18 protein-coding genes are annotated in these 19195 nt (G+C 64.8%); 10 read left to right on the forward strand and 8 right to left on the reverse strand.

Features of this window, described 5'->3' with window-relative positions:
* Window positions 1–50: 50 nt before the first annotated feature.
* A complete protein-coding gene (locus ABSY17_RS19925) occupies window positions 51–1109 on the forward strand; it encodes an alanine racemase (protein ID WP_378944454.1) in 1059 nt (352 codons plus the stop codon).
* Between the two features lie 75 nt (window positions 1110–1184).
* Here the strand turns inward: ABSY17_RS19925 and ABSY17_RS19930 are convergent, their stop codons facing one another.
* Window positions 1185–1634, reverse strand: a complete 450-nt coding sequence (locus ABSY17_RS19930; protein WP_378944457.1) for a universal stress protein — start codon at window positions 1632–1634, stop codon at window positions 1185–1187.
* A gap of 195 nt (window positions 1635–1829) precedes the next feature.
* Here ABSY17_RS19930 and ABSY17_RS19935 point away from each other — a divergent pair, with 195 nt between their 5' ends.
* Genes ABSY17_RS19935 through tsaA form a run of 5 tightly spaced genes read left to right on the forward strand, consistent with a single transcriptional unit; the run spans window position 1830 to window position 5418 of the window.
* Window positions 1830–2882 carry an iron ABC transporter substrate-binding protein gene (locus ABSY17_RS19935; RefSeq protein WP_378944460.1) on the forward strand — a complete coding sequence of 351 codons (1053 nt, stop codon included), beginning with the start codon at window positions 1830–1832 and terminating at the stop codon, window positions 2880–2882.
* A gap of 22 nt (window positions 2883–2904) precedes the next feature.
* Window positions 2905–3936, forward strand: a complete 1032-nt coding sequence (locus ABSY17_RS19940) for a FecCD family ABC transporter permease (RefSeq protein ID WP_378944464.1) — start codon at window positions 2905–2907, stop codon at window positions 3934–3936.
* Complete coding sequence (locus ABSY17_RS19945) at window positions 3933–4721, forward strand: ABC transporter ATP-binding protein (protein ID WP_378944467.1); 789 nt, start codon at window positions 3933–3935, stop codon at window positions 4719–4721. Before ABSY17_RS19940 ends, ABSY17_RS19945 begins: the two co-directional genes overlap by 4 nt.
* Window positions 4718–4924 (forward strand): molybdopterin-binding protein, encoded by a 207-nt coding sequence (locus ABSY17_RS19950; RefSeq protein ID WP_378944470.1) that lies wholly within the window; start codon window positions 4718–4720, stop codon window positions 4922–4924. Before ABSY17_RS19945 ends, ABSY17_RS19950 begins: the two co-directional genes overlap by 4 nt.
* 2 nt (window positions 4925–4926) lie before the next feature.
* A complete protein-coding gene (gene tsaA, locus ABSY17_RS19955; protein WP_378944473.1) occupies window positions 4927–5418 on the forward strand; it encodes a tRNA (N6-threonylcarbamoyladenosine(37)-N6)-methyltransferase TrmO in 492 nt (163 codons plus the stop codon).
* A gap of 34 nt (window positions 5419–5452) precedes the next feature.
* Here tsaA and ABSY17_RS19960 read toward each other — a convergent pair whose 3' ends face one another.
* Both ABSY17_RS19960 and galE read right to left on the reverse strand, forming a co-directional pair.
* Window positions 5453–6703, reverse strand: coding sequence for a D-amino acid dehydrogenase (locus ABSY17_RS19960; protein ID WP_378944476.1), 1251 nt, complete (start codon window positions 6701–6703; stop codon window positions 5453–5455).
* A gap of 134 nt (window positions 6704–6837) precedes the next feature.
* Window positions 6838–7833: a UDP-glucose 4-epimerase GalE gene (gene galE, locus ABSY17_RS19965; RefSeq protein WP_378944478.1), complete on the reverse strand. Its 996-nt coding sequence runs from the start codon at window positions 7831–7833 to the stop codon at window positions 6838–6840.
* Between the two features lie 284 nt (window positions 7834–8117).
* On the opposite strand from galE, the gene hemA reads away from it, so the two are divergent.
* Window positions 8118–9395: a 5-aminolevulinate synthase gene (gene hemA, locus ABSY17_RS19970; RefSeq protein ID WP_378944481.1), complete on the forward strand. Its 1278-nt coding sequence runs from the start codon at window positions 8118–8120 to the stop codon at window positions 9393–9395.
* A gap of 79 nt (window positions 9396–9474) precedes the next feature.
* Here hemA and ABSY17_RS19975 read toward each other — a convergent pair whose 3' ends face one another.
* Together ABSY17_RS19975 and mscL are read right to left on the reverse strand one after the other, a co-directional pair.
* Window positions 9475–10641, reverse strand: coding sequence for a pyridoxal phosphate-dependent aminotransferase (locus ABSY17_RS19975; RefSeq protein ID WP_378944484.1), 1167 nt, complete (start codon window positions 10639–10641; stop codon window positions 9475–9477).
* Between the two features lie 127 nt (window positions 10642–10768).
* On the reverse strand, window positions 10769–11191 hold the full coding sequence (gene mscL / locus ABSY17_RS19980) for a large conductance mechanosensitive channel protein MscL (protein WP_378944486.1): 423 nt from the start codon (window positions 11189–11191) through the stop codon (window positions 10769–10771).
* Between the two features lie 224 nt (window positions 11192–11415).
* Between mscL and ABSY17_RS19985 the strand changes: the two genes are divergently transcribed.
* Window positions 11416–14910, forward strand: coding sequence for a NahK/ErcS family hybrid sensor histidine kinase/response regulator (locus tag ABSY17_RS19985; RefSeq protein ID WP_378944489.1), 3495 nt, complete (start codon window positions 11416–11418; stop codon window positions 14908–14910).
* A gap of 61 nt (window positions 14911–14971) precedes the next feature.
* Here ABSY17_RS19985 and ABSY17_RS19990 read toward each other — a convergent pair whose 3' ends face one another.
* Complete coding sequence (locus tag ABSY17_RS19990; RefSeq protein WP_378944491.1) at window positions 14972–15628, reverse strand: response regulator transcription factor; 657 nt, start codon at window positions 15626–15628, stop codon at window positions 14972–14974.
* A 152-nt stretch (window positions 15629–15780) separates the two neighbouring features.
* Window positions 15781–16218: a hypothetical protein gene (locus tag ABSY17_RS19995; protein WP_378944494.1), complete on the reverse strand. Its 438-nt coding sequence runs from the start codon at window positions 16216–16218 to the stop codon at window positions 15781–15783.
* Window positions 16219–16331: 113 nt separating this feature from the next.
* Here ABSY17_RS19995 and ABSY17_RS20000 point away from each other — a divergent pair, with 113 nt between their 5' ends.
* Window positions 16332–16682, forward strand: coding sequence for a DUF952 domain-containing protein (locus ABSY17_RS20000; RefSeq protein WP_378944497.1), 351 nt, complete (start codon window positions 16332–16334; stop codon window positions 16680–16682).
* Window positions 16679–17755 (forward strand): quinone-dependent dihydroorotate dehydrogenase, encoded by a 1077-nt coding sequence (locus tag ABSY17_RS20005; protein ID WP_378944499.1) that lies wholly within the window; start codon window positions 16679–16681, stop codon window positions 17753–17755. Before ABSY17_RS20000 ends, ABSY17_RS20005 begins: the two co-directional genes overlap by 4 nt.
* On the opposite strand, the gene ABSY17_RS20010 is transcribed toward ABSY17_RS20005, so the two are convergent.
* Window positions 17731–19089, reverse strand: coding sequence for an MATE family efflux transporter (locus tag ABSY17_RS20010; RefSeq protein WP_378944502.1), 1359 nt, complete (start codon window positions 19087–19089; stop codon window positions 17731–17733). The two genes, ABSY17_RS20005 and ABSY17_RS20010, sit on opposite strands and share 25 nt — an antisense overlap.
* Between the last annotated feature and the right edge of the window lie 106 nt (window positions 19090–19195).

The raw sequence follows: 19195 nt of genomic DNA on the forward strand, positions 1-19195 counted from the left end.
CGGTTCGGAGGCAAGCTCCCCGGCGTTTCGATTTGGAGGCAAAGCAAGGCATGTTCGACGAGATTCAGACGCCCGCCGTGTTGGTGGACATCGATGTGGCGAAGCGGAATATCGCGCGCTTCCAGGCCTATGCCGACAGCCATGGCCTCAAGGTTCGGCCGCACATCAAGACTCACAAGCTGCCGGCCGTGGCAGAACTGCAGCTTGATGCAGGCGCTGTCGGCATCACCTGTCAGAAAGTATCGGAAGCCGAAGCGATGGTCGTGGGCAGCGACCGCATCACCGACGTGCTGATCACCTACAACATCCTCGGCGAAGACAAGCTGCAGGCACTGCTCGCACTCTCGCGCAAGGTGCGGCTCGCAGTCGTCGCCGACAACACAACGGTGGTGGACGGTCTGTCGGCAGCCTTCTCGGCGGCGGGCGCTGCGCTCAATGTCTTTGTCGAATGCAACACGGGGGCCGACCGTTGCGGCGTCGGCTCGCCACAGGCAGCGGCCGAGCTAGCCGCACGCATCGCCGCCGCCCCCGGCCTGCATTTCGCCGGCCTGATGACCTACCCGCCGGTGGGCGGTGCTGCCAAGGTCCAAGCCTTCATGACCGAGGCCAAGGCGCTGATCGAAACGAAAGGCATCGCCGTCCCGGTCATCACCTCGGGCGGCTCGCCGGACATGATGTCGGCGCATCTCGTGCCAGCCACAACCGAGTACCGCCCCGGCACCTACGTCTACAACGACCGCTCGCTAGTGGCGCGCGGGGTGTGCGGCTGGGACGATTGCGCGCTGACCGTGCTCGCCACCGTCGTCTCGGTCCCCGCCCCCAACCGCGCCATCATCGACGCCGGCTCAAAGACGCTGACCTCGGATCTGCTCGGCCTGACCGGCCATGGCCATGTCCTTGGTCGGCCCGACATCGCCATCGACCAACTGTCGGAAGAGCATGGGCGTCTCAAAACCGAGGGCGACATCAATCTCACCGTCGGCCAGCGGCTGCGCATCGTCCCCAACCATGCCTGCGTCGTCACCAACATGGTCGATGGCGTCTATGTCTACGGCAAGGACCGCGCACCCGAGCTCTGGCCGGTTCCGGCCCGCGGCAAGATCGTCTGAGCCGCGCCACTCAGCAAAAAGGCCTCCCGGGCACTTCGCCGGGGAGGCCTTTTCTTTGTTTCCAGGTCGGTGCGTTCAACGGACGACCAGCACCGGCACCTTGCTGTTGGTCAGGACGTCGACCGTCTGGCTGCCCAAAATGAGCCGGCCGAGCCCGCGGCGACCATGCGAGGCCATGACGATCAGGTCGCAGCCCTGGTCCTGCGCGATCTGGTTGATCGCCTCGGCCGCCCACATCTCCTCGACATGCAGCGTCTCGGCATTGACGCCCAGTTCGCCGGCTCGCTTCTTCGCGGCATTCAGGACCTTGGCGCCATACTCCTCACCGGACTTCTGGTAGGAGATGATATCTTCCGCCGTTGCCACCGGGCCGTACATGCCAGCCGACGCGAAGATCGGCGCAGGCTCGGTGACGTTCATCACAGTGACCTTGCTGCCGAGACCCTTGGCGAGGTTCAGGCCGTGCTCGAGGCCCTTCTGCGCCAGTTCGGAGCCGTCGGTGGCGATGAGGATATGTGCATACATGAGGACGTTTCCTTAGGGTCTTCCGGTTTCGGCGCCAGCCTCGCCGACTGCCCCCCTCGGGTCAAGCCGATGCCACGCCAAATCGGATGGGACAGACGGCGAAATCCACTTGACCGTTATATCTGATCAAACATAACAATGGGCATCGCTATATTTGGCTGAATATATCCCTTATCATTGCCTGGATCGAAACCCGTGAAACGCCGTCCATTCCTGCTTTCCGTTCTGACCATCGCCGCCACCCTCGGCGGCTTCGTCCCATTGGCGACCGCCGAAGAACGCATCTTCACTGATGCCGCGGGCCGCAAGGTGGCGCTGCCCGAGAAGATCACGCGCGTCGTGGCCGCCGGCCCGCCGGCCTCGGTGCTGCTCTATTCGGTCGCGCCTGAGAAGCTGGTCGGCTGGGTCCGAGAGTTCAAGGACGACGAGAAGGAGTTCATCGCAGCACCTTATCGCGACCTGCCCGTCCACGGCCGCCTGACCGGCAAGGGCGACACCGCCAACCTGGAATCCGTGCTGGCGATGAAGCCCGACGTCATCCTCGACGTCGGCACGGTCGACCCGACCTATGCGTCGATGGCTGACAAGGTGCAGGAACAGACCGGCATCCCCTACGTGCTCATCGACGGCACTTTCGCCAGCACGCCGAAATCGCTGCGCGAGGTCGGCGAACTGCTGGGCGAGAAGGAACAGGCGGAAAAGCTCGCGGCCTATACCGAGGCCGCGACGCAGCGGCTCGACAAGGTCGTGGCCGACATTCCAGCCGACCAGCGCCCGCGCGTCTACTACGGCCGCGGCCCAGACGGGCTGGAAACCGGCCTCGCCGGCTCGATCAACATGGAAGTGCTGCCGGCCGTCGGCGCCACCAATGTCGCCGAAGCCGCCGGCAAAGGCGGCCTCGCCAATGTTTCGCTGGAACAGATCCTGTCATGGGACCCCGACGTGATCCTGACGCTCAGCCCGAAATTCCAGGAAGCGGTGCTCTCCGATCCGTCATGGGCGAGCATCAAGGCGGTGAAGGACGGGCGGGTGTTTCGCGCACCGGCGCGGCCCTTCGGCTGGTTCGACGCGCCCCCCGGCGTCAACCGTGCCATCGGCATCGCCTGGCTCACTTCGGCGCTCTATCCCGGCAAGGCCGAAGTCGATCTGAAGGCCGAGACGCGCGACTTCTACAAGCTGTTCTATCATGTCGATCTCACCGAAGAACAACTCGGCAAGCTGCTTGCCGACTCCGGCCCGAAGCCCTGAGTTTCGACCGGAAGCCAATCGCTTGCAGCACCACCAGAGCTTCCTGCGAGCCGGGCCGATATCCATCGGCGCGCTGGTGGTGCTGCTTGCGAGCATTATCCTTGCGGCGAGCCTGACCGGCAGATTTCCGGTGACGGCCGGCGACATCGCCGCCGTCGTCGTCGCCAAGATCACCGGCGCGGCCAGCGGCGTGGCTCCAACCGTGGAAACCGTGGTCTGGAACGTGCGCCTGCCGCGCGTCGGCGCCGGCATCCTGGTCGGTGCATCGCTCGCGGCGGCAGGCGCCGTCTACCAGGGCCTGTTCCGCAACCCGCTGGTCTCGCCAGACATACTCGGCGTATCAGCCGGCGCCAGCCTGGGCGCCGTCGCCGGCATCTTCCTGTCGCTGTCGGTGCTGGCCATCCAGGGCCTCGCCTTCGCCGGCGGCCTAGCCGCGGTCGCGCTGGTCTATGCCATCGGCGCGGCAGTGCGCGAGCGCGACCCGATCCTCGTCCTGGTGCTGGCGGGCGTCGCCATCGGTGCGCTGCTCGGCGCCTGCGTATCCCTGCTCAAGGTGCTCGCCGATCCCTACAACCAGTTGCCGGCCATCACCTTCTGGCTGCTCGGCAGCCTCGCCAGCATCACCCGGCAAGACCTCGTCTCCATCCTCCCCGCGGTCGTCATCGCACTCGTCCCGATGGTGCTGCTGCGCTGGCGCATGAACCTGATGACGCTCGACGACGAAGAAGCGCGCGCGCTCGGCGTCGAGACCCGCTGGATCCGCATGGTCGTCGTCGCCGCCGCAACCTTGATGACGGCAGCCGCCATCTCGATCTCCGGCATCGTCGGCTGGATCGGCCTGCTGGTGCCACATGTCGCCCGCATGATCGTCGGCCCCGACTTCTCGCGGCTGCTGCCGACCTCGATGCTCATTGGCGCCGGCTACATGGTCGGCGTCGACACCCTCGCCCGGAGCATCGCCGAGATCGAGGTCCCGCTCGGCATCCTGACGGCCGCCATCGGCGCGCCGTTCTTCCTCTACCTGCTGCTGACGACGCGACGGGGCTGGAAATGAGGCTCTTTGCCGAACATCTCGCCTTCGGCTATCGCGGTGCCCGCATCGGCGAGGACGTCAGCCTGTCGGTCTCGAGCGGCGAAGTGCTTTGCCTGCTCGGCCCCAATGGCTGCGGCAAGACCACGCTGTTCAAGACGCTGCTCGGCCTGCTGCCCCGCCAGGGCGGCCACCTCGAACTCGACGGCCGCGATGTCTCGGAGTTCTCGCGCAGCGAGTTCGCCCGCCGTGTCGCCTACGTGCCGCAGGCCACCGGCACCTATTTCCCCTTCTCGGTGCTCGACGTGGTGCTGATGGGGCGCGCCAGCCGCATCGGCACTTTCGCCGCGCCTTCCCCCGGCGACCGCGCGCTCGCCCACGCTTCGCTCGAAACGCTCGGCATCTCCCACCTGGCCCTCCGCCCGTTCACTGAGATCAGCGGGGGCGAGCGCCAGATGACGCTGATCGCCCGCGCACTCGCCCAGGAGCCGCAGCTGATCGTCATGGACGAGCCAACCGCCAGCCTCGACTTCGGCAACCAGGCGCGCGTGCTGACGCGCATTTCGGCACTCGCCGCGTCGGGCATGGCGCTGGTGGTTTCGACCCACGACCCCGGCCATGCCTTTGCCTGCGCGGACCGCGTCGCGCTGATGCGCTCGGGCACCATCGTGGCGCAGGGAACGCCAGCCGAAGTGCTGACTTCCCGATCGCTCGAAGCGCTCTATGGTGTGGGTGTCGCCGTCGCCTTTCTTGAAGCCGCAGGCCGCCATGTCTGCACCCCGACCCTCAGCGAAAGGAATGCGCCATGAAGCTCAGCGCCCGCAACCAGATCAAGGGAAAGATCGTCGAGGTGACCAGAGGTGCCACCACCTCGCATGTCCGCATCGACATCGGCGGCCCGGTCGTCACCGCCTCGATCACCAACGAATCTGTCGACGAATTGAACCTCGTGGCCGGCAAGGAAGCCTATGCGATCATCAAGGCATCCGACGTCATGGTCGCGGTGAACTGAGCATGGTCCGCGAAAACGAGATTCGCGCCGGCGAAAGCGCCGTCGCGCTGCCGGCCCGGCACGACGCGGGCCTCTACTTCATCGGCCGCATCCACACACCGTGGACGTCGCGGCTGACGACACCGCGCCAGGGGCGCGCCGATGGCCCGGTCTGCCATATCGAGATCTTCGAGCCGTGGGTGGCAGCGCTAGAAGGTGTGGAAAAATTTGCCCGGCTCGAGGTGCTCTACTGGCTTCACCTGTCGCGGCGCGACCTCGTCCACCAGAGTCCGGCCAATGATGGCATGGCGCGCGGCACCTTTGCCTTGCGCTCGCCGGTGCGGCCCAACCCGATCGGCACCTCCATCGTCGAACTGCTGGGCGTCGAGGGCAACGTGCTTGCGGTGCGCGGGCTGGACTGTCTCGACGGCACGCCCTTGCTCGACCTCAAGCCGGATCGGACGCTGTTCACGCCGATCGCCCCGCCGCAGCCTGGCGACTTCGAAACGGGCTGACGGCCGGCCTGTGCGTACCGGCCCGGTGCTTGGCTCAGTCCTTGTAGACCAGACCCTCGGGATCGATTTCCGGCTTGCGGCCGGCCACCAGGTCGGCAAGGAATTTTCCCGACCCACAGGCCATCGTCCAGCCGACATGTCCGTGGCCGGTATCGAGATAGAGGCCCTTGTAGCGGGCCGGACCGATGACCGGCACCGAGCCCGGCATCATCGGCCTGAGCCCGGCCCAGACCTCGGCCTTGGCCGGATCGACGGCACCGGGGAACAATTCCTGAGTCGTCTGGAACAGGCGCTTGAAATCCTCGGGCTTGTGGCTGCGGTCGAAGCCTGCGAACTCCGCGGTGGAGGCCAACCGCAGTCGGTCGCCGAGCCGCGAATAGGCCACCAACCTGTCCTCGTCGACGCCGCCCATGGTTGGCCCCTTGGCCGGGTCGATCAGCGGCATGGTCGCCGTGTAGCCCTTGACCGGGTAGACCGGCAGGTCGATGCCGTTACTGCGGCCGAGCAGCCCGCTTTCCGGTCCCATGGCGATGACCACTGCGTCGGCGTCGAGGCGGCCGGCCGAGGTCTTGACGCCGGCAACGCGGTCGCCCTCGACGATCAGGTCCTCGACATTGGTGTCGAACATGAACTTCACGCCGAGCTTCTGTTCTGCATGGGCGGCAAGCGCCTCGACGAACTTGCGTGAGTCGCCGGTCTGGTCCATCGGCGAATAGATGGCACCCGCAATGCCGTCCTTGGCAGCGGCGAGGCCTGGCTCGATTTCCACCAACCGGTTGCGGTCGACGACCTCGATGTCGAGCCCATGCTCGGCAAGGAAGCCATACATCCTTTCGCCATGGTCGAGGCTTTCCTGCGAGCGGAAGAAATACATGATGCCACGGGCGCGCTCGTCATAACTGATGCCCGTCTCGGACGAGATCTCGTTGATGCAGAGCCGCGAATAGAGCGCGAGTTTCAGCTTGGCCTTGGTGTTCTCGCGCACCCTGGTGCTGGTGCACTGGAACAGGAAGCGCAGGCTCCAGGCGTAGAAGAAGGGATCGAGTTGCAGCCTGACCTTGATGCCGAGGTCGGGCGTGTACAGCGACTTGATGAAGGTCTTCAGCGCCGCGGGCGTGGCCCAGGCGGTGGCATCGCCGGGAGACACCAGGCCTGCATTGGAATAGCTGGTGCCCCGCGCCGCCGCCGGATGGCGCTCCACCACCGTCACGTCGTGGCCGTCACGGGACAGATAGTAGGCGGCCGCGGTTCCCACCACGCCCGCGCCAAGAACGAGGATTTTCATGTCGTACCCTGGTCGACATCAGGCTCTGTCGGGAACCTTTTACCGTTGGGAGCCTGGCTCCTCGGGCACACCATTAGCGCCTGTTGCGGCAAATTTCGAGAGAAAGCCGCAGAAACCCGCCATTTGCGGCGGGATCAGGCGCTGGTCGAGTTCTTGCGCGTCAGCAGCTTCTCCCAGTTGAGCGCGTCGCGGACGATGCCGTCGAGGTCGTCATGGGCGGGCGTCCAGCCGAGTTCGCCGCGCGCGAGATCGGAATTGGCGACGACGGAGGCGGCGTCGCCCGGCCGGCGCCCGCCCATCTCGACCTTGAAGTCGGCGCCATGGACCCGCCGCACGCTTTCGATGACCTCGAGCACCGAATAACCGTGACTGTAGCCGCAGTTGGCGACGAGATTGCCGCCGCCGGCGCGCAAGCGGGCGAGCGCCAGCCGGTGGGCTGCGGCGAGGTCGGAGACGTGAATGTAGTCGCGCACGCAAGTGCCATCAGGGGTCGCGTAGTCGTCGCCGAAGACCTGCATTGACGCCCGCTTGCCAAGTGCTGTCTCGCTGGCGACCTTGATCAGATGGGTGGCACCCTTGGTCGACTGGCCGGTGCGGCCACGCGGGTCGGCGCCGGCGACGTTGAAATAGCGCAGCGCGGTATAGCGCAGCGGGTGCGCTGCCGCCGCATCGCGCAGCATCCATTCGCTCATTAGCTTGGAAAGGCCATAGGGCGACTCAGGCGCAAGCCGGGCGTCCTCGCGCACCGGCTCGATACCGGCTGCCCCATAGACGGCGGCGGTGGACGAGAAGATGAAATGCGCGACACCCCCGCGCACCGCAGACTCGATCAGGCTGCGGGTCCTGCAGGTGTTGTTCTCGTAATAGCCAAGCGGGTCGGCGACCGATTCCGGCACGATGATCGAACCAGCAAAGTGGATGATGGCATCGATGCCGTGGTCGCGGATGATCTGCCCGACCAGTTCCTTGTCGGCGATGTCGCCCTTGATCAGCGTCGCTTCGGGGGCGACGGCCCAGTGGAAGCCGGTCGACAGCCTGTCGAGCACCACGACGTGCTCGCCGGCATCGATCAGTTCCCAGACCATGTGGCTGCCGATGTAGCCTGCTCCACCCGTTACCAGAACCGCCATAGTACCCTCTCCTTGCAGAACTTCTGTCCCTTTCTCTAGCGCGGAAGTTAACCGGAAAGCGAGGTCCCAGTCGGCGATCGATCGAGGCGATCAACATTCTTTGACTGGCTTGGCGAAGACTTGCGTCCATTCCGTCGCAGGCCAACTTGATCCACATCAAGGGACGTTTCGCCATCACGTGGTCGATGGCGACCGTCGAGGGCGTGGCATTTTGACCAAAATCGGTCAATGGACGCCGAACCAGCCGTTGATTATGCTCGCGGTTGAAGAATTGGGACGTCGAAATGAACTACCAGCGGTTTTTCGAAGAAGCGATCGACCAGGTCCACGCCGAGCGCCGTTACCGTGTTTTCGCCGATCTGGAACGCATCGTCGGCAAGTTTCCGCGCGCCATCTGGCGCTCCAACGGCAAGGCCGAGGAGATCACCGTCTGGTGCTCCAACGACTATCTCGGCATGGGTCAGCACCCCGATGTGGTCGCGGCCATGCAACAGGCTGCCGGCAACATGGGCACCGGCGCCGGCGGCACGCGCAACATTTCCGGCAACAACCATCCGCTGGTCGAGCTCGAGCATGAACTCGCCGACCTGCACGGCAAGGAAGCCGGCCTGGTCTTCACCTCCGGTTTCGTTTCCAACGAAGCGGCGATCTCGACCATCGCCCGGCTTCTGCCGAACTGCCTCATCCTTTCCGACGAACTGAACCACGCCTCGATGATCGAGGGCGTGCGCCGCTCGGGCGCCGAAAAGAAGATCTTCCGCCACAACGACGTCGCCCATCTCGAAAACCTGCTTCAGGCTGCCGGCCGCGAGCGCGCCAAGCTGATCGTGTTCGAAAGCGTCTACTCGATGGACGGCGACATCGCACCTATCAAGGAGATAGCCGACCTCGCCGACAAATATAACGCCATGACCTACATCGACGAGGTCCATGCGGTCGGCATGTACGGCCCGCGCGGCGGTGGCATCACCGAGCGCGAGGGTATCGCCCATCGCATCGACATCATCGAGGGCACGCTGGCCAAGGCCTTTGGCACGCTGGGCGGCTACATCACTGGCACCCGCGCCGTCGTCGACGCCGTGCGCTCCTATGCGCCGGGCTTCATCTTTACCACCGCGCTGCCGCCGGCGATCGCGGCTGCCACCACCGCCTCGATCCGCCATCTCAAGAATTCGCAGGCCGAGCGCGACGCGCAGCAGCGTCAGGCGGCTCACGCCAAGCACGTGCTTGCCGGTGCGGGGTTGCCGGTGATGGAATCGCCGACGCACATCGTGCCGATCCTCGTCGGCGATCCCGAACTCTGCAAGATGGCGTCCGACCGCCTGCTCGGCGTCCACGGCATCTACATCCAGCCGATCAACTATCCGACGGTGCCGCGCGGCACCGAGCGCCTGCGCATCACGCCGACACCGTTCCACGATGACGCCCTCATCGAGACGCTGAAGGACGCGCTGATCGAGACCTGGAACGCTCTCGGCATCCCCTATCGCACCGAAGGCCACACCGAGGTTGCCAGGAGCGAGCGCATCATTCCACTGCTGGTGCCGACCTCGGGCGGCTGAGCGGTAACGCAGTCTATTGAAAAGGCCCGAAAACCGGCATCGGTTTTCGGGCCTTTTCGTATTCGATGCTCTTCGACGGCTACCGTTCGTTGATCCACTTCGCCAGCCGGTGCGCCGCTTCCTCGACCTGGTCGAGACGACGGTGGAAGCATAGCCGCAAGAAACCCTCGCCGCCCGCTCCAAAAGCCGTTCCGGGCGCGACGCCGACGGCGGCCTTGTCGACGATGTCGAAAGCGGCCCGCTCGGCATCCTTCATGCCGTCGACCGAGAAGAACAGATAGAAAGCGCCCGGCGGCACGCTAAAGCGGACCTTGCCCGTCTCGCCAAGCACCCGGCAGACGATGTCGCGCGCCTTTTGCGCGCGTTCCACCTGCTCGGCGATGAAGCCGTCGCCCTCGTCGAGCGCGGCAATCGCGCCGCGCTGCATGAACTGCGCAACCCCTGAAGTCGAATACTGGATCAGGTTCTCGAACATGCGGGCAAGCGAGGGATGCGTGCGCAGCCAGCCGACGCGCCAGCCGGTCATCGCCCAGTTCTTGGAGAAGGTGTTGACGAACAGGATCCTGTCCTCAGGCTCCATGATGTCCATGAAGGAGGCTGCGCGGCGTCCGCCGAAATGGAACAACGCATAGATTTCGTCGGCGATGATCCAGAGATTGTGCTTGCGCGCCAGGTCGAGGATCGCCTGCAGCGTCTCGCGGTCCGCGGTCCAGCCGGTCGGATTGGACGGCGTGTTGACGAAGATGCATTTGGTGCGCGGGGTGATGGCGGCGGCGATCTTCTCGACGTCGCAGGTCCAGCCATTGTCGCTCATGTCGAGCAGAACCGGCACCGGCTTCACCCCGGCGACTCCCGCCGCACCGGCGAAATTAGGCCAGGCCGGTGCCAGGTAGAGCGCCTCGTCGCCGGCACCCGCTGCCGCCTGCAGCGCCAGCGTGATCGCCTGCATGCCGCCGATGGTGACGAGGAATTCGTCCTCGGCAAAGTCCATGCCGAAATGGCGCTTGTGGTAGCGGGCCAGCGCCTGCCTTAGTTCCGGGATGCCAGCCTGCCAAGTGTAGAATGTCTCGCCATTGGCGAGACCCCGCGTTGCCGCCGAATTGATGAAATCGGGCGTCGGCATGTCGCCCTCGCCCGACCACAGCGGGATGAGGCCGGCGCGGTCGCGCCCGTAGTTGGCCACTGCTTCGATGCCGCTTACCGGCGCGAGGCGGGCTTCGGCGCGAACCATATCGATGAGGCTCATGATCACCCAGAATTGAAAGTTGGCTCCAGCCACAAGTCGTAGCGCGCCTGTGCAAATGAAAAAACCCCCGGTGGACCAGCCAGCCGGGGGTTTTTCGACATGCCAGGACCAGATAACGGCCGGGCTTCTACTTCTTGGCCAGCAGGTCGCGGATTTCGGTGAGCAGTTGGACGTCGGCGGGCGGCGGAGCAGCGGGCTCGGACTCCTTCTGCTTTTCCAGTTTCCGGCGCATCGTGTTCACGCCCTTGACCATCAGGAAGATGATCCAGGCCAGGATCAGGAAATTGATCACCACGGTGAAGAAGTTGCCATAGGCGAACACGGCACCCTGCTTCTTGGCTTCCACGAGCGTGTCGGCGGTCACCTTGGACGACAGCGGCAGGTAGTAGTTGGAGAAGTCGAAGCCGCCAAAGATTGCGCCGATTACAGGCATGATGATGTCCGCCACCAACGACGATACGATCAGGCCGAAGGCACCGCCGATGATGACGCCGACGGCGAGATCCATCACATTGCCCTTGGAGATGAATTCCTGGAATTCCTTTAGCATCGTACCCTCCTGGTCATGATCTGCAGTGCGGCGAATCTATACATTCAGTTCATCGCCGGGATCGCGCCACCATAGCAAAAAGCTCCGCCCGCAAAACCTGCCAATGTGAGTTGCGGGAAGCCGCGAGTCGCGCTCCTAGGAAACAAGGATAATGGACTTGCCCGCCCAGCTGTGATTGCCTCGCGGCGAAGAAACAGACCTATCCAGGGGAGTGAGCGCAAACCGTGCAGGGCTTGGCCATCGTCTTCATCGCCATCGCCTACGTGACGCTGCTGTTCGCCATCGCGAGCATCGGCGACCGCCGTGCTGCAAGCTGGGGACCGGGCCGTCCACGGCCGTTCATCTATGCGCTGAGCCTCGCCATCTACTGCACGTCCTGGACCTTCTTCGGCTCGGTCGGGCTTGCCTCCGAGCGCGGGCTCGAGTTCCTCGCCATCTATATCGGCCCGATGCTGGTCTTCGTCTTCGGTTTCCCGTTGCTCAGCCGCATCATCAAGCTGGCCAAGGCCGAGAAGATCACCTCGATCGCCGACTTCCTCGGCGCGCGCTACGGTAAGAGCTTTGCCGTCGCCTCCATCGCCACCCTGATCGCCACCGTGGGCGCCATCCCCTACATCGCCCTCCAGCTCAAGGCGATCTCGGGCTCGGTCAGCCTTATGGTTGAGCACTATACCGGTGCGCCCCCGTCCTTCGATCCGTTCGTCAGCGACATCTCGCTGATCGTGGCGGCGCTACTGGCGCTGTTTGCGGTGCTGTTCGGAACCCGGCACGCCGATGCCACCGAACACCAGGATGGGCTGGTGCTTGCAGTGGCGGTCGAATCGACCGTCAAGCTGGTCGCGTTCCTGGCCGTCGGCATTTTCGTCACCTTCGGCCTGTTCGACGGACCGGGCGACATGCTCGACAGCTTCACCGCCAACGAGCAGGTCGGCGACGCAATGGGCTACGGGACCTCGCTCGGCACCTGGCTGGTGGTCACCGTCATCAGCGGCTTTGCCATCATCATGCTGCCGCGCCAGTTCTACGTCATGATCGTGGAGAACCGCAGCGAAAGCGAGTTGCGCACCGCGACCTGGGTTTTTCCGGCCTATCTGGTGGCGATCAACCTGTTCGTGCTGCCGATCGCCTTCGCCGGCCTGTCGATCGTCGGCCATGCGACGAGCAGCGACCTCTATGTGCTGTCGCTGCCACTGCTGAGGGGGCATGATCTGCTCGCCATGGTGGCCTTCATCGGCGGCCTATCGGCAGCGACCGCCATGGTCATCGTGGCGAGCGTCGCGCTGTCGATCATGATCTCCAACGACCTGGTCATCCCGATCTTCGTGCGGCGGCTGATCAAGATCAAATCCGACGGCACCGAGAACTGGTCGGAGATCATCCTCAACATCCGCCGCGCCTCGATCTTCATCATCCTGTTCGTGGCCTTTCTCTACTATCGCGAGAGCACCAACAGTGCGCGGCTGGCCTCGATAGGCCTGATGTCGTTCGCGGCCATCGCGCAGTTCGCGCCCGCCTTCATCGGCGGCCTCATCTGGCGCCGGGCCAATGCGCGCGGCGCAGCGCTCGGCATGACTGCCGGCATCGCCATGTGGTGCTACACACTGCTGCTGCCCTCGCTGGTGGGGGCCGATGCGTCGATCATCGCCGACGGCCTGTTCGGCATCGAGGCACTGCGCCCGCAGGCCCTGTTCGGCACGGCCGCCGAGCCGCTCAACCACGGCGTCCTCTGGAGCCTCGCGGTCAACACGCTGTTCTTCGTCTTCGGCTCGCTGTCGCGCGCGTCCGTGCCGCTCGAACGCATCCAGGCCTCGATCTTCGTGCCGCGCGACGCGAGCCCGATGCCCTCCCTGCGCCGTTTCCGCACGGCCATCACCGTCAACGACCTCAAGGACACCATCTCCCGCTATCTCGGCGTCGAGCGCACCGAGCGTTCGTTCCAGACGTTCCAGATGGAGAGCGGCAGCAAGCTGAACGGCAACGACCCCGCCAGCATGGATGTGATCCGCTTCTCCGAACAATTGATGGCGAGCGCAGTCGGCTCGTCCTCCGCGCGCCTGATCCTGTCCTTGCTGTTCAAGCGCGGCGACAATTCCGCCAAGGACACGTTCCGCCTGCTCGACGACGCCACCGAAGCGCTGCAGCACAATCGCGACCTGCTGCAGATTGCGCTCGACCAGATGGAACAGGGGATCACCGTCTTCGACCAGGATTTCCGCCTGATCTGCTGGAACCGGCAATTCCGGTCCCTGTTCGATCTACCCGACGACATGGGCCAGGTCGGCGTCTCGATCGACCGCATCCTCGGCCATCTCGTGGCGACCGGGGAGATCGAGCAGGCCGCACGGTTGAGCTCGCTCAACCGCCTGACCAGCTTCTCCGGGCCATGGCAGCTCGAGATGAAGACCAGCGGCCGGATCATCGAGATGCGCTCCAACCCGATGCCCGATGGCGGCGTCGTGGCAACTTACACCGACATCTCCGCGCGCGTCGCCGCCGACCTTGCGCTCAAGCGCGCCAACGAATCGCTGGAACAACGCGTGAAGAGCCGCACCGCCGAGTTGACCAGCGTGAATGAGGAACTGGCGCAGGCGCAGATGCTGGCCGAGGAAGCCAATCTCGGCAAGACGCGCTTCCTGGCGGCCGTCGGTCACGACATCCTGCAGCCGCTCAACGCCGCCCGCCTCTACTGCTCGTCGCTGATCGAAAAATCAGGCAAGGGCAATGCCGGCCAGGCCGCGCGCAACATCGAATCCTCGCTCGAGTCGGTGGAGACCATTTTGGGCGCGGTGCTCGACATCTCGCGTCTCGATGCGGGCGCCATGAAGCCGGCCGAGACCGTGTTCCGCCTCGACGGCCTCCTGCGCCAGATCGGCACCGACTTTCAGCCCATGGCGCGGGCCAAGAATCTCGACCTGGTGATCGTGCCATCGACGCTGGCGGTCGACACCGACCGCAACCTGTTGCGCCGGCTGATCCAGAACCTCGTTTCCAACGCCGTCAAATACACCCGCAGCGGGCGGATCCTGGTCGGGGTCAGGCGGCGCGGCGAACTCGCCGAAATCCAGGTCATCGACACCGGCATCGGCATCGCCGCCGACAAGCTCGGCACCGTCTTCAACGAATTCACCCGCCTCGACGACGGCATGCGCGAAGCCCAGGGGCTCGGGCTGGGGCTATCAATTGTCGACCGCATCGCGCGCGTGCTCAGGCTCGAAATCCGCATCAACTCGGAAAAGGACAAGGGAACGCGCTTCTCCGTTCTCCTGCCGGTCACGACAGCGGAAGCGGTTCCGGCCACGACTGCCGCTCGGCCGCGCATGCAGGCATCCGCCGTGCTCAACGGCCTGTCGGTGATCTGCGTCGACAATGACGCCCGCATCCTCGAAGGCATGCGGCTGCTGCTCGAAGGCTGGGGCTGTGTGGTCCGGACTTACTCAGGCTCGGCCGAATTCGCCGCCGACCAAACGGGCGGTCCTGCCCCTGATATCATCCTCGCCGACTACCATCTCGACCATGAGAACGGCCTCGACGTCATCGCGAAGCTGCGCGCCACTTTTGGCGAGACGACGCCCGCCGTGCTGATTACCGCCGACCGCTCGAACGAGGTGCGCGCGGCGGCCGACGACATGAATGTCGCGGTGCTCAACAAGCCGCTGAAGCCCGCAGTGCTGCGCTCGATGATGAACCGCATGCGGCGCATGGCGCACGCAGCAGAATAGCGACCTATCGCTTGAGCATGATCTTTTCCGAAAACCGGCATCCACTTTTCGGGATCATGCCCTACGACACCGGGCGCGGCTCGCCGCCGATCTTGGAAAGCAGGATGACTGCCTGGGTGCGGCTGTCGACGCCGAGCTTCTGCAGGATTGCCGAGACATGCGCCTTGATGGTCGCCTCGGACACGCCGAGTTCGTAGGCGATCTGCTTGTTGAGCAGCCCCTCGGCCAGCATGCCGAGCACCCGCGTCTGCTGCGGGGTGAGCGATTGCAGCCGCTTGATCAGGTCGGATATCTCCGGATCGCGCTCGACGCCGAGGTCGATATCGGCGGGCGCCGAAATCTCGCCCGAAAGCACGCTTTCAACCGCGTTGCGGATTTCATCCATGCTCGCCGACTTCGAAATGAAACCGGAGGCGCCAAGCTCCAACGCGCGGCGGATGGTTTCAGGATCGTCATGCGCCGAAATGATCACCACCGGCACGGTGGCATGGATGCCGCGCAGCGAAATCAGCCCGGAAAGCCCGCTGGCGCCTGGCATCGAAAGATCGAGCAGAACGATGTCGATGTCCTCGTTGGCTGCGACGATCGCCTTCACGCTTTCGAAGTCGCCAGCCTCGAGCACGCTCGACACATCGGCCAAACCGGCAATCGCCTGCTTGAGGGCTCCGCGGAAAAGCGGATGATCGTCCGCGATGACGAACTTGTGGCCTGCCGACAAATATCCCTCCCGAGGTCCAGACAGTTGTATGAGTCTTGGACCGTCGGCGCGATTATGCGACCCGGTGGCGTCTTTTCAAGCAGTTAAACGGAAAACTCGCCCCAAAGCGGAAATTCACGCGCATTGTCGAACCAATTTTGCACTTTTGCCGCTCAGGTCTTGTTGGGGTCCGGCGCGGGCTGCGGCGCCTTTTCCTCCTTCTCGAAGTCCTTGATCATGCCCATGAAGCTACGGAAGAAGCGCTCCATGTAGCCCATGGTCTTCTGGAACTCCTCCTCGGAGGGCAATGTCGATTCGCCCCTCGCGGAGAGCGAGTTCTCGAGCTTATCGATGCGCTGCTCGATCGCCTTGACCTCGTCCTGCAGGCGACCGATCTCATCCTGGAGTGCTGTGCGCTCGTCGGCGGCAAGCTTGCAGACGAGTTGGCCGTCGCGCTCCTCGCAGATCGACATCTCGCCGGTCTGCGTGTCCATGCGCACATAGCCCTTGTCGGTCTTTTCCATCTGGTAGCGCTGGGTTTCGGCGGCATGCGAGGCGCCTGCACCAAGGCCGACGAGCAGCGGAACGAGCAAGATGGCAGTGCGGCGCATAAAACCTCTCCATTGACGGGCGGCGCAATTGTCGCGCCGCAATGGGCCCAAATTGCGGTGGCGCAAGCCGTGCCGCCCTTTCCCGTATCGTGCTTTCAGCCTATAGCGCGCCTATGACGAAAACCATCTACAAGATCTGCCCCGAGCCGATGTGGCGCGATGCCGAGCGCAGCGGCATTTTTCTCGGCGCGCCGGTCGACCTCGCCGACGGCTTCATCCATTTCTCCACCGCTAGCCAGGTCGTCGAGACGGCGGCGAAACACTTCGCCGGCCAGGACAATCTGCTGCTGGTGGCGATCGACGGCGACAGACTCGGGCCGGCGCTGAAATATGAGGTCTCGCGCGGCGGCGCGCTGTTCCCGCATCTCTATGCCCCGCTCGAAACCAGCGCCGCGATCTGGGCTCGCCCGCTGCCGCTCAAGAGCGACGGCACACATGACTTTCCGGAAATGGAATCCGAATGAGCGCACTCGATCGTCTTGGCCGCCACCTGCTCTTCAGCTTCGATGCCGAGGCAGCCCATGGCATGTCGATCAAGGCGCTGCGCTGCGGCCTGCCGGTCGGCGGCCGTGCGCCGCGCGACGCGCGCCTGAACGTCAAGGTCGCCGGTCTCGACTTCCCCAACCCGCTCGGCATGGCGGCCGGCTACGACAAGAATGCCGAGGTGCCTGACGCATTGCTCAGCCTCGGCTTCGGTTTTGCCGAGATTGGTACGGTGACGCCGCTGCCGCAGGCGGGCAACCCCAAGCCGCGCATCTTCCGACTGGTCGAGGACGACGCCGTCATCAACCGGCTCGGCTTCAACAACGAGGGCCATGACGCCTGCGAGAAGCGCCTTGCCGCGCGCTTCGGCCGGCCGGGCATCGTCGGCGTCAACATCGGCGCCAACAAGGACAGCACCAATCGCATCACCGACTACGTAAAGGGCGTGAAGCGGCTCGCCCGCTATGCGTCGTATCTCACCGTCAACATCTCCTCGCCCAACACGCCGGGCCTGCGCAATATGCAGGCGCGCGAGCAGCTTGCCGAACTGTTGGTTGCCGTCATGATCGCCCGCGCCGAGGCTGGCCAGCCGGTTCCCATCTTCCTCAAGATCGCGCCCGACCTGCACGAGGCCGAACTCGAGGACATCGCCGGCGAGGTCACCGAAAAGGGCATTGACGGCGTCATCGTCTCCAACACCACCATCACGCGGCCCGCGCTGCGCAGTCCTACGCACACAGGCGAGACCGGCGGCTTGTCGGGCAAGCCTCTGTTTCAGCGGTCGACGGCAGTGCTCGCCCGCATGCGCAAGCTGCTCGGACCGCAGCGCGCCATCATCGGCGTCGGCGGCGTCGATTCGACCGAAACCGCGCTCGAAAAGATCCGTGCCGGCGCCGACCTCGTGCAGCTTTACACCGGCATGATCTATGCCGGCCCGTCGCTGCCGGCGCGCATTGTGCGCGGCATGGCCGATTTTGCCGGCCGCGAGGGGCTCAAGAGCATTTCGGAGCTGCGCGACACCCGCCTCGATCAGTGGGCGGCCAGGCCGCTCTGAAAGGTACTACGGGCGCGTGGGCCCAGCACTGACAGCAGCAGCAGTCCACGCGCGATCAGGAACAGGTGCAGCGCCGCCCACAGGCCATGATTACCGAAGGCGGCCGTCAGCACCAGCAGCGCCGTGACGAAGATGGCCAGCGACAGCAGCATCATGTTGCGCATGTCGCGCGACCAGGCCGCACCGATGAAGACGCCGTCCATCTGGAAGGCGAGCACGCCGCTCAACGCGGTAAACGCCGCCCATGGCAGGAACGCCACGGCTGTCGCGCGCACATCCTCCGCGCTTGAGATCACGGCCACCAGATCGGCTCCGAAGACGAGAAACACTGCGGTCATGGTGCCCGCCATTGCGAAACCCCAGACCGAGCAGAGATATACGGCCCGGCGAAAGGCCGGCTCATAGCGCGCACCCACGGCGCGGCCGGCCAGTTGTTCAGCTGCTGTGGCAAAGCCGTCGAGGAAGAAACTGGCGACGAGGAAAAGGTTCAGCAGCACGGCGTTGGCTGCAAGGGTCACCGTGCCGAACTGGGCGCCCTGCCGCGTGAACAGCGCAAAGGCGGCCAGCAGCGCAAACGAGCGGATCATGATGTCGCGGTTGAGCACGAACAGGCGCCGGAACGCCTGCCCATCAAGGATACGGGCCCGCGATATCAGCGGTCCGCGCGAAAAGCGCTTCAGCAGGACCGCAAGGCCGACCAGCGTGCCGGCGGCCTCGCCGGCAACCGCCGCCCAAGCCACACCTTCCACACCCCAGCCGAAATGCAGCCCAAGCAGGATCGAAAGCACGATGTTGACGCCGTTGAGGGCCAGCTGCAGCAGCAGGCCGAAGCCGCCCTCACCCCGCCCGAGCACATAACCCAGGATGGCATAGTTCATCAGCGCGAGCGGCGCGCCCAGCATGCGGATGCGCACATAGGCGTCGAGCGTCGCGTTGACGCGCGGCTCGGCCGACATGAACCACTGGCCGGCCAGCGAGGTCAGCGGTGCGGTGAGCGCAAGAATGATGCCCGCGACGATGGCGATGATCGCCGCCCGCCAGAACACCGCCTGTTCCTCCGCTGTGTCGCCACGACCGAAGGCCTGCGCGACGAGCGCCGTCGTGCCGGCGCGCAGGAAATTGAAACTGGTGAAGACCACGTCGAAGGCGACCGCCCCCGCCGCCAGGCCGCCCAGCAGGGCAGCGTCGCCGAACTGCCCGACCACCGCCGTGCCGACGAGGCCGATCAGCGGCGTCGTCAGATAGGCAAGCGTCATCGGCACGGCGATCGCCAGGATCGACCGGTTGGTGACGTCGAAGGCGATGCTGCGCCTGGCCTGTAAGGCGTCGTCCAATTCCGGCTTCTCCCGAGGTTTTCTGCCAGCCGGCAGATGGACCTGTTTCGCCGCCGGGCGCAACCGATTAAGCTCAATGTCCAAGCGAAACCCATCAGGTGGTTCA

Source organism: Mesorhizobium sp. ANAO-SY3R2 (genome assembly GCF_042466635.1).
Classification (GTDB): domain Bacteria; phylum Pseudomonadota; class Alphaproteobacteria; order Rhizobiales; family Rhizobiaceae; genus Aminobacter.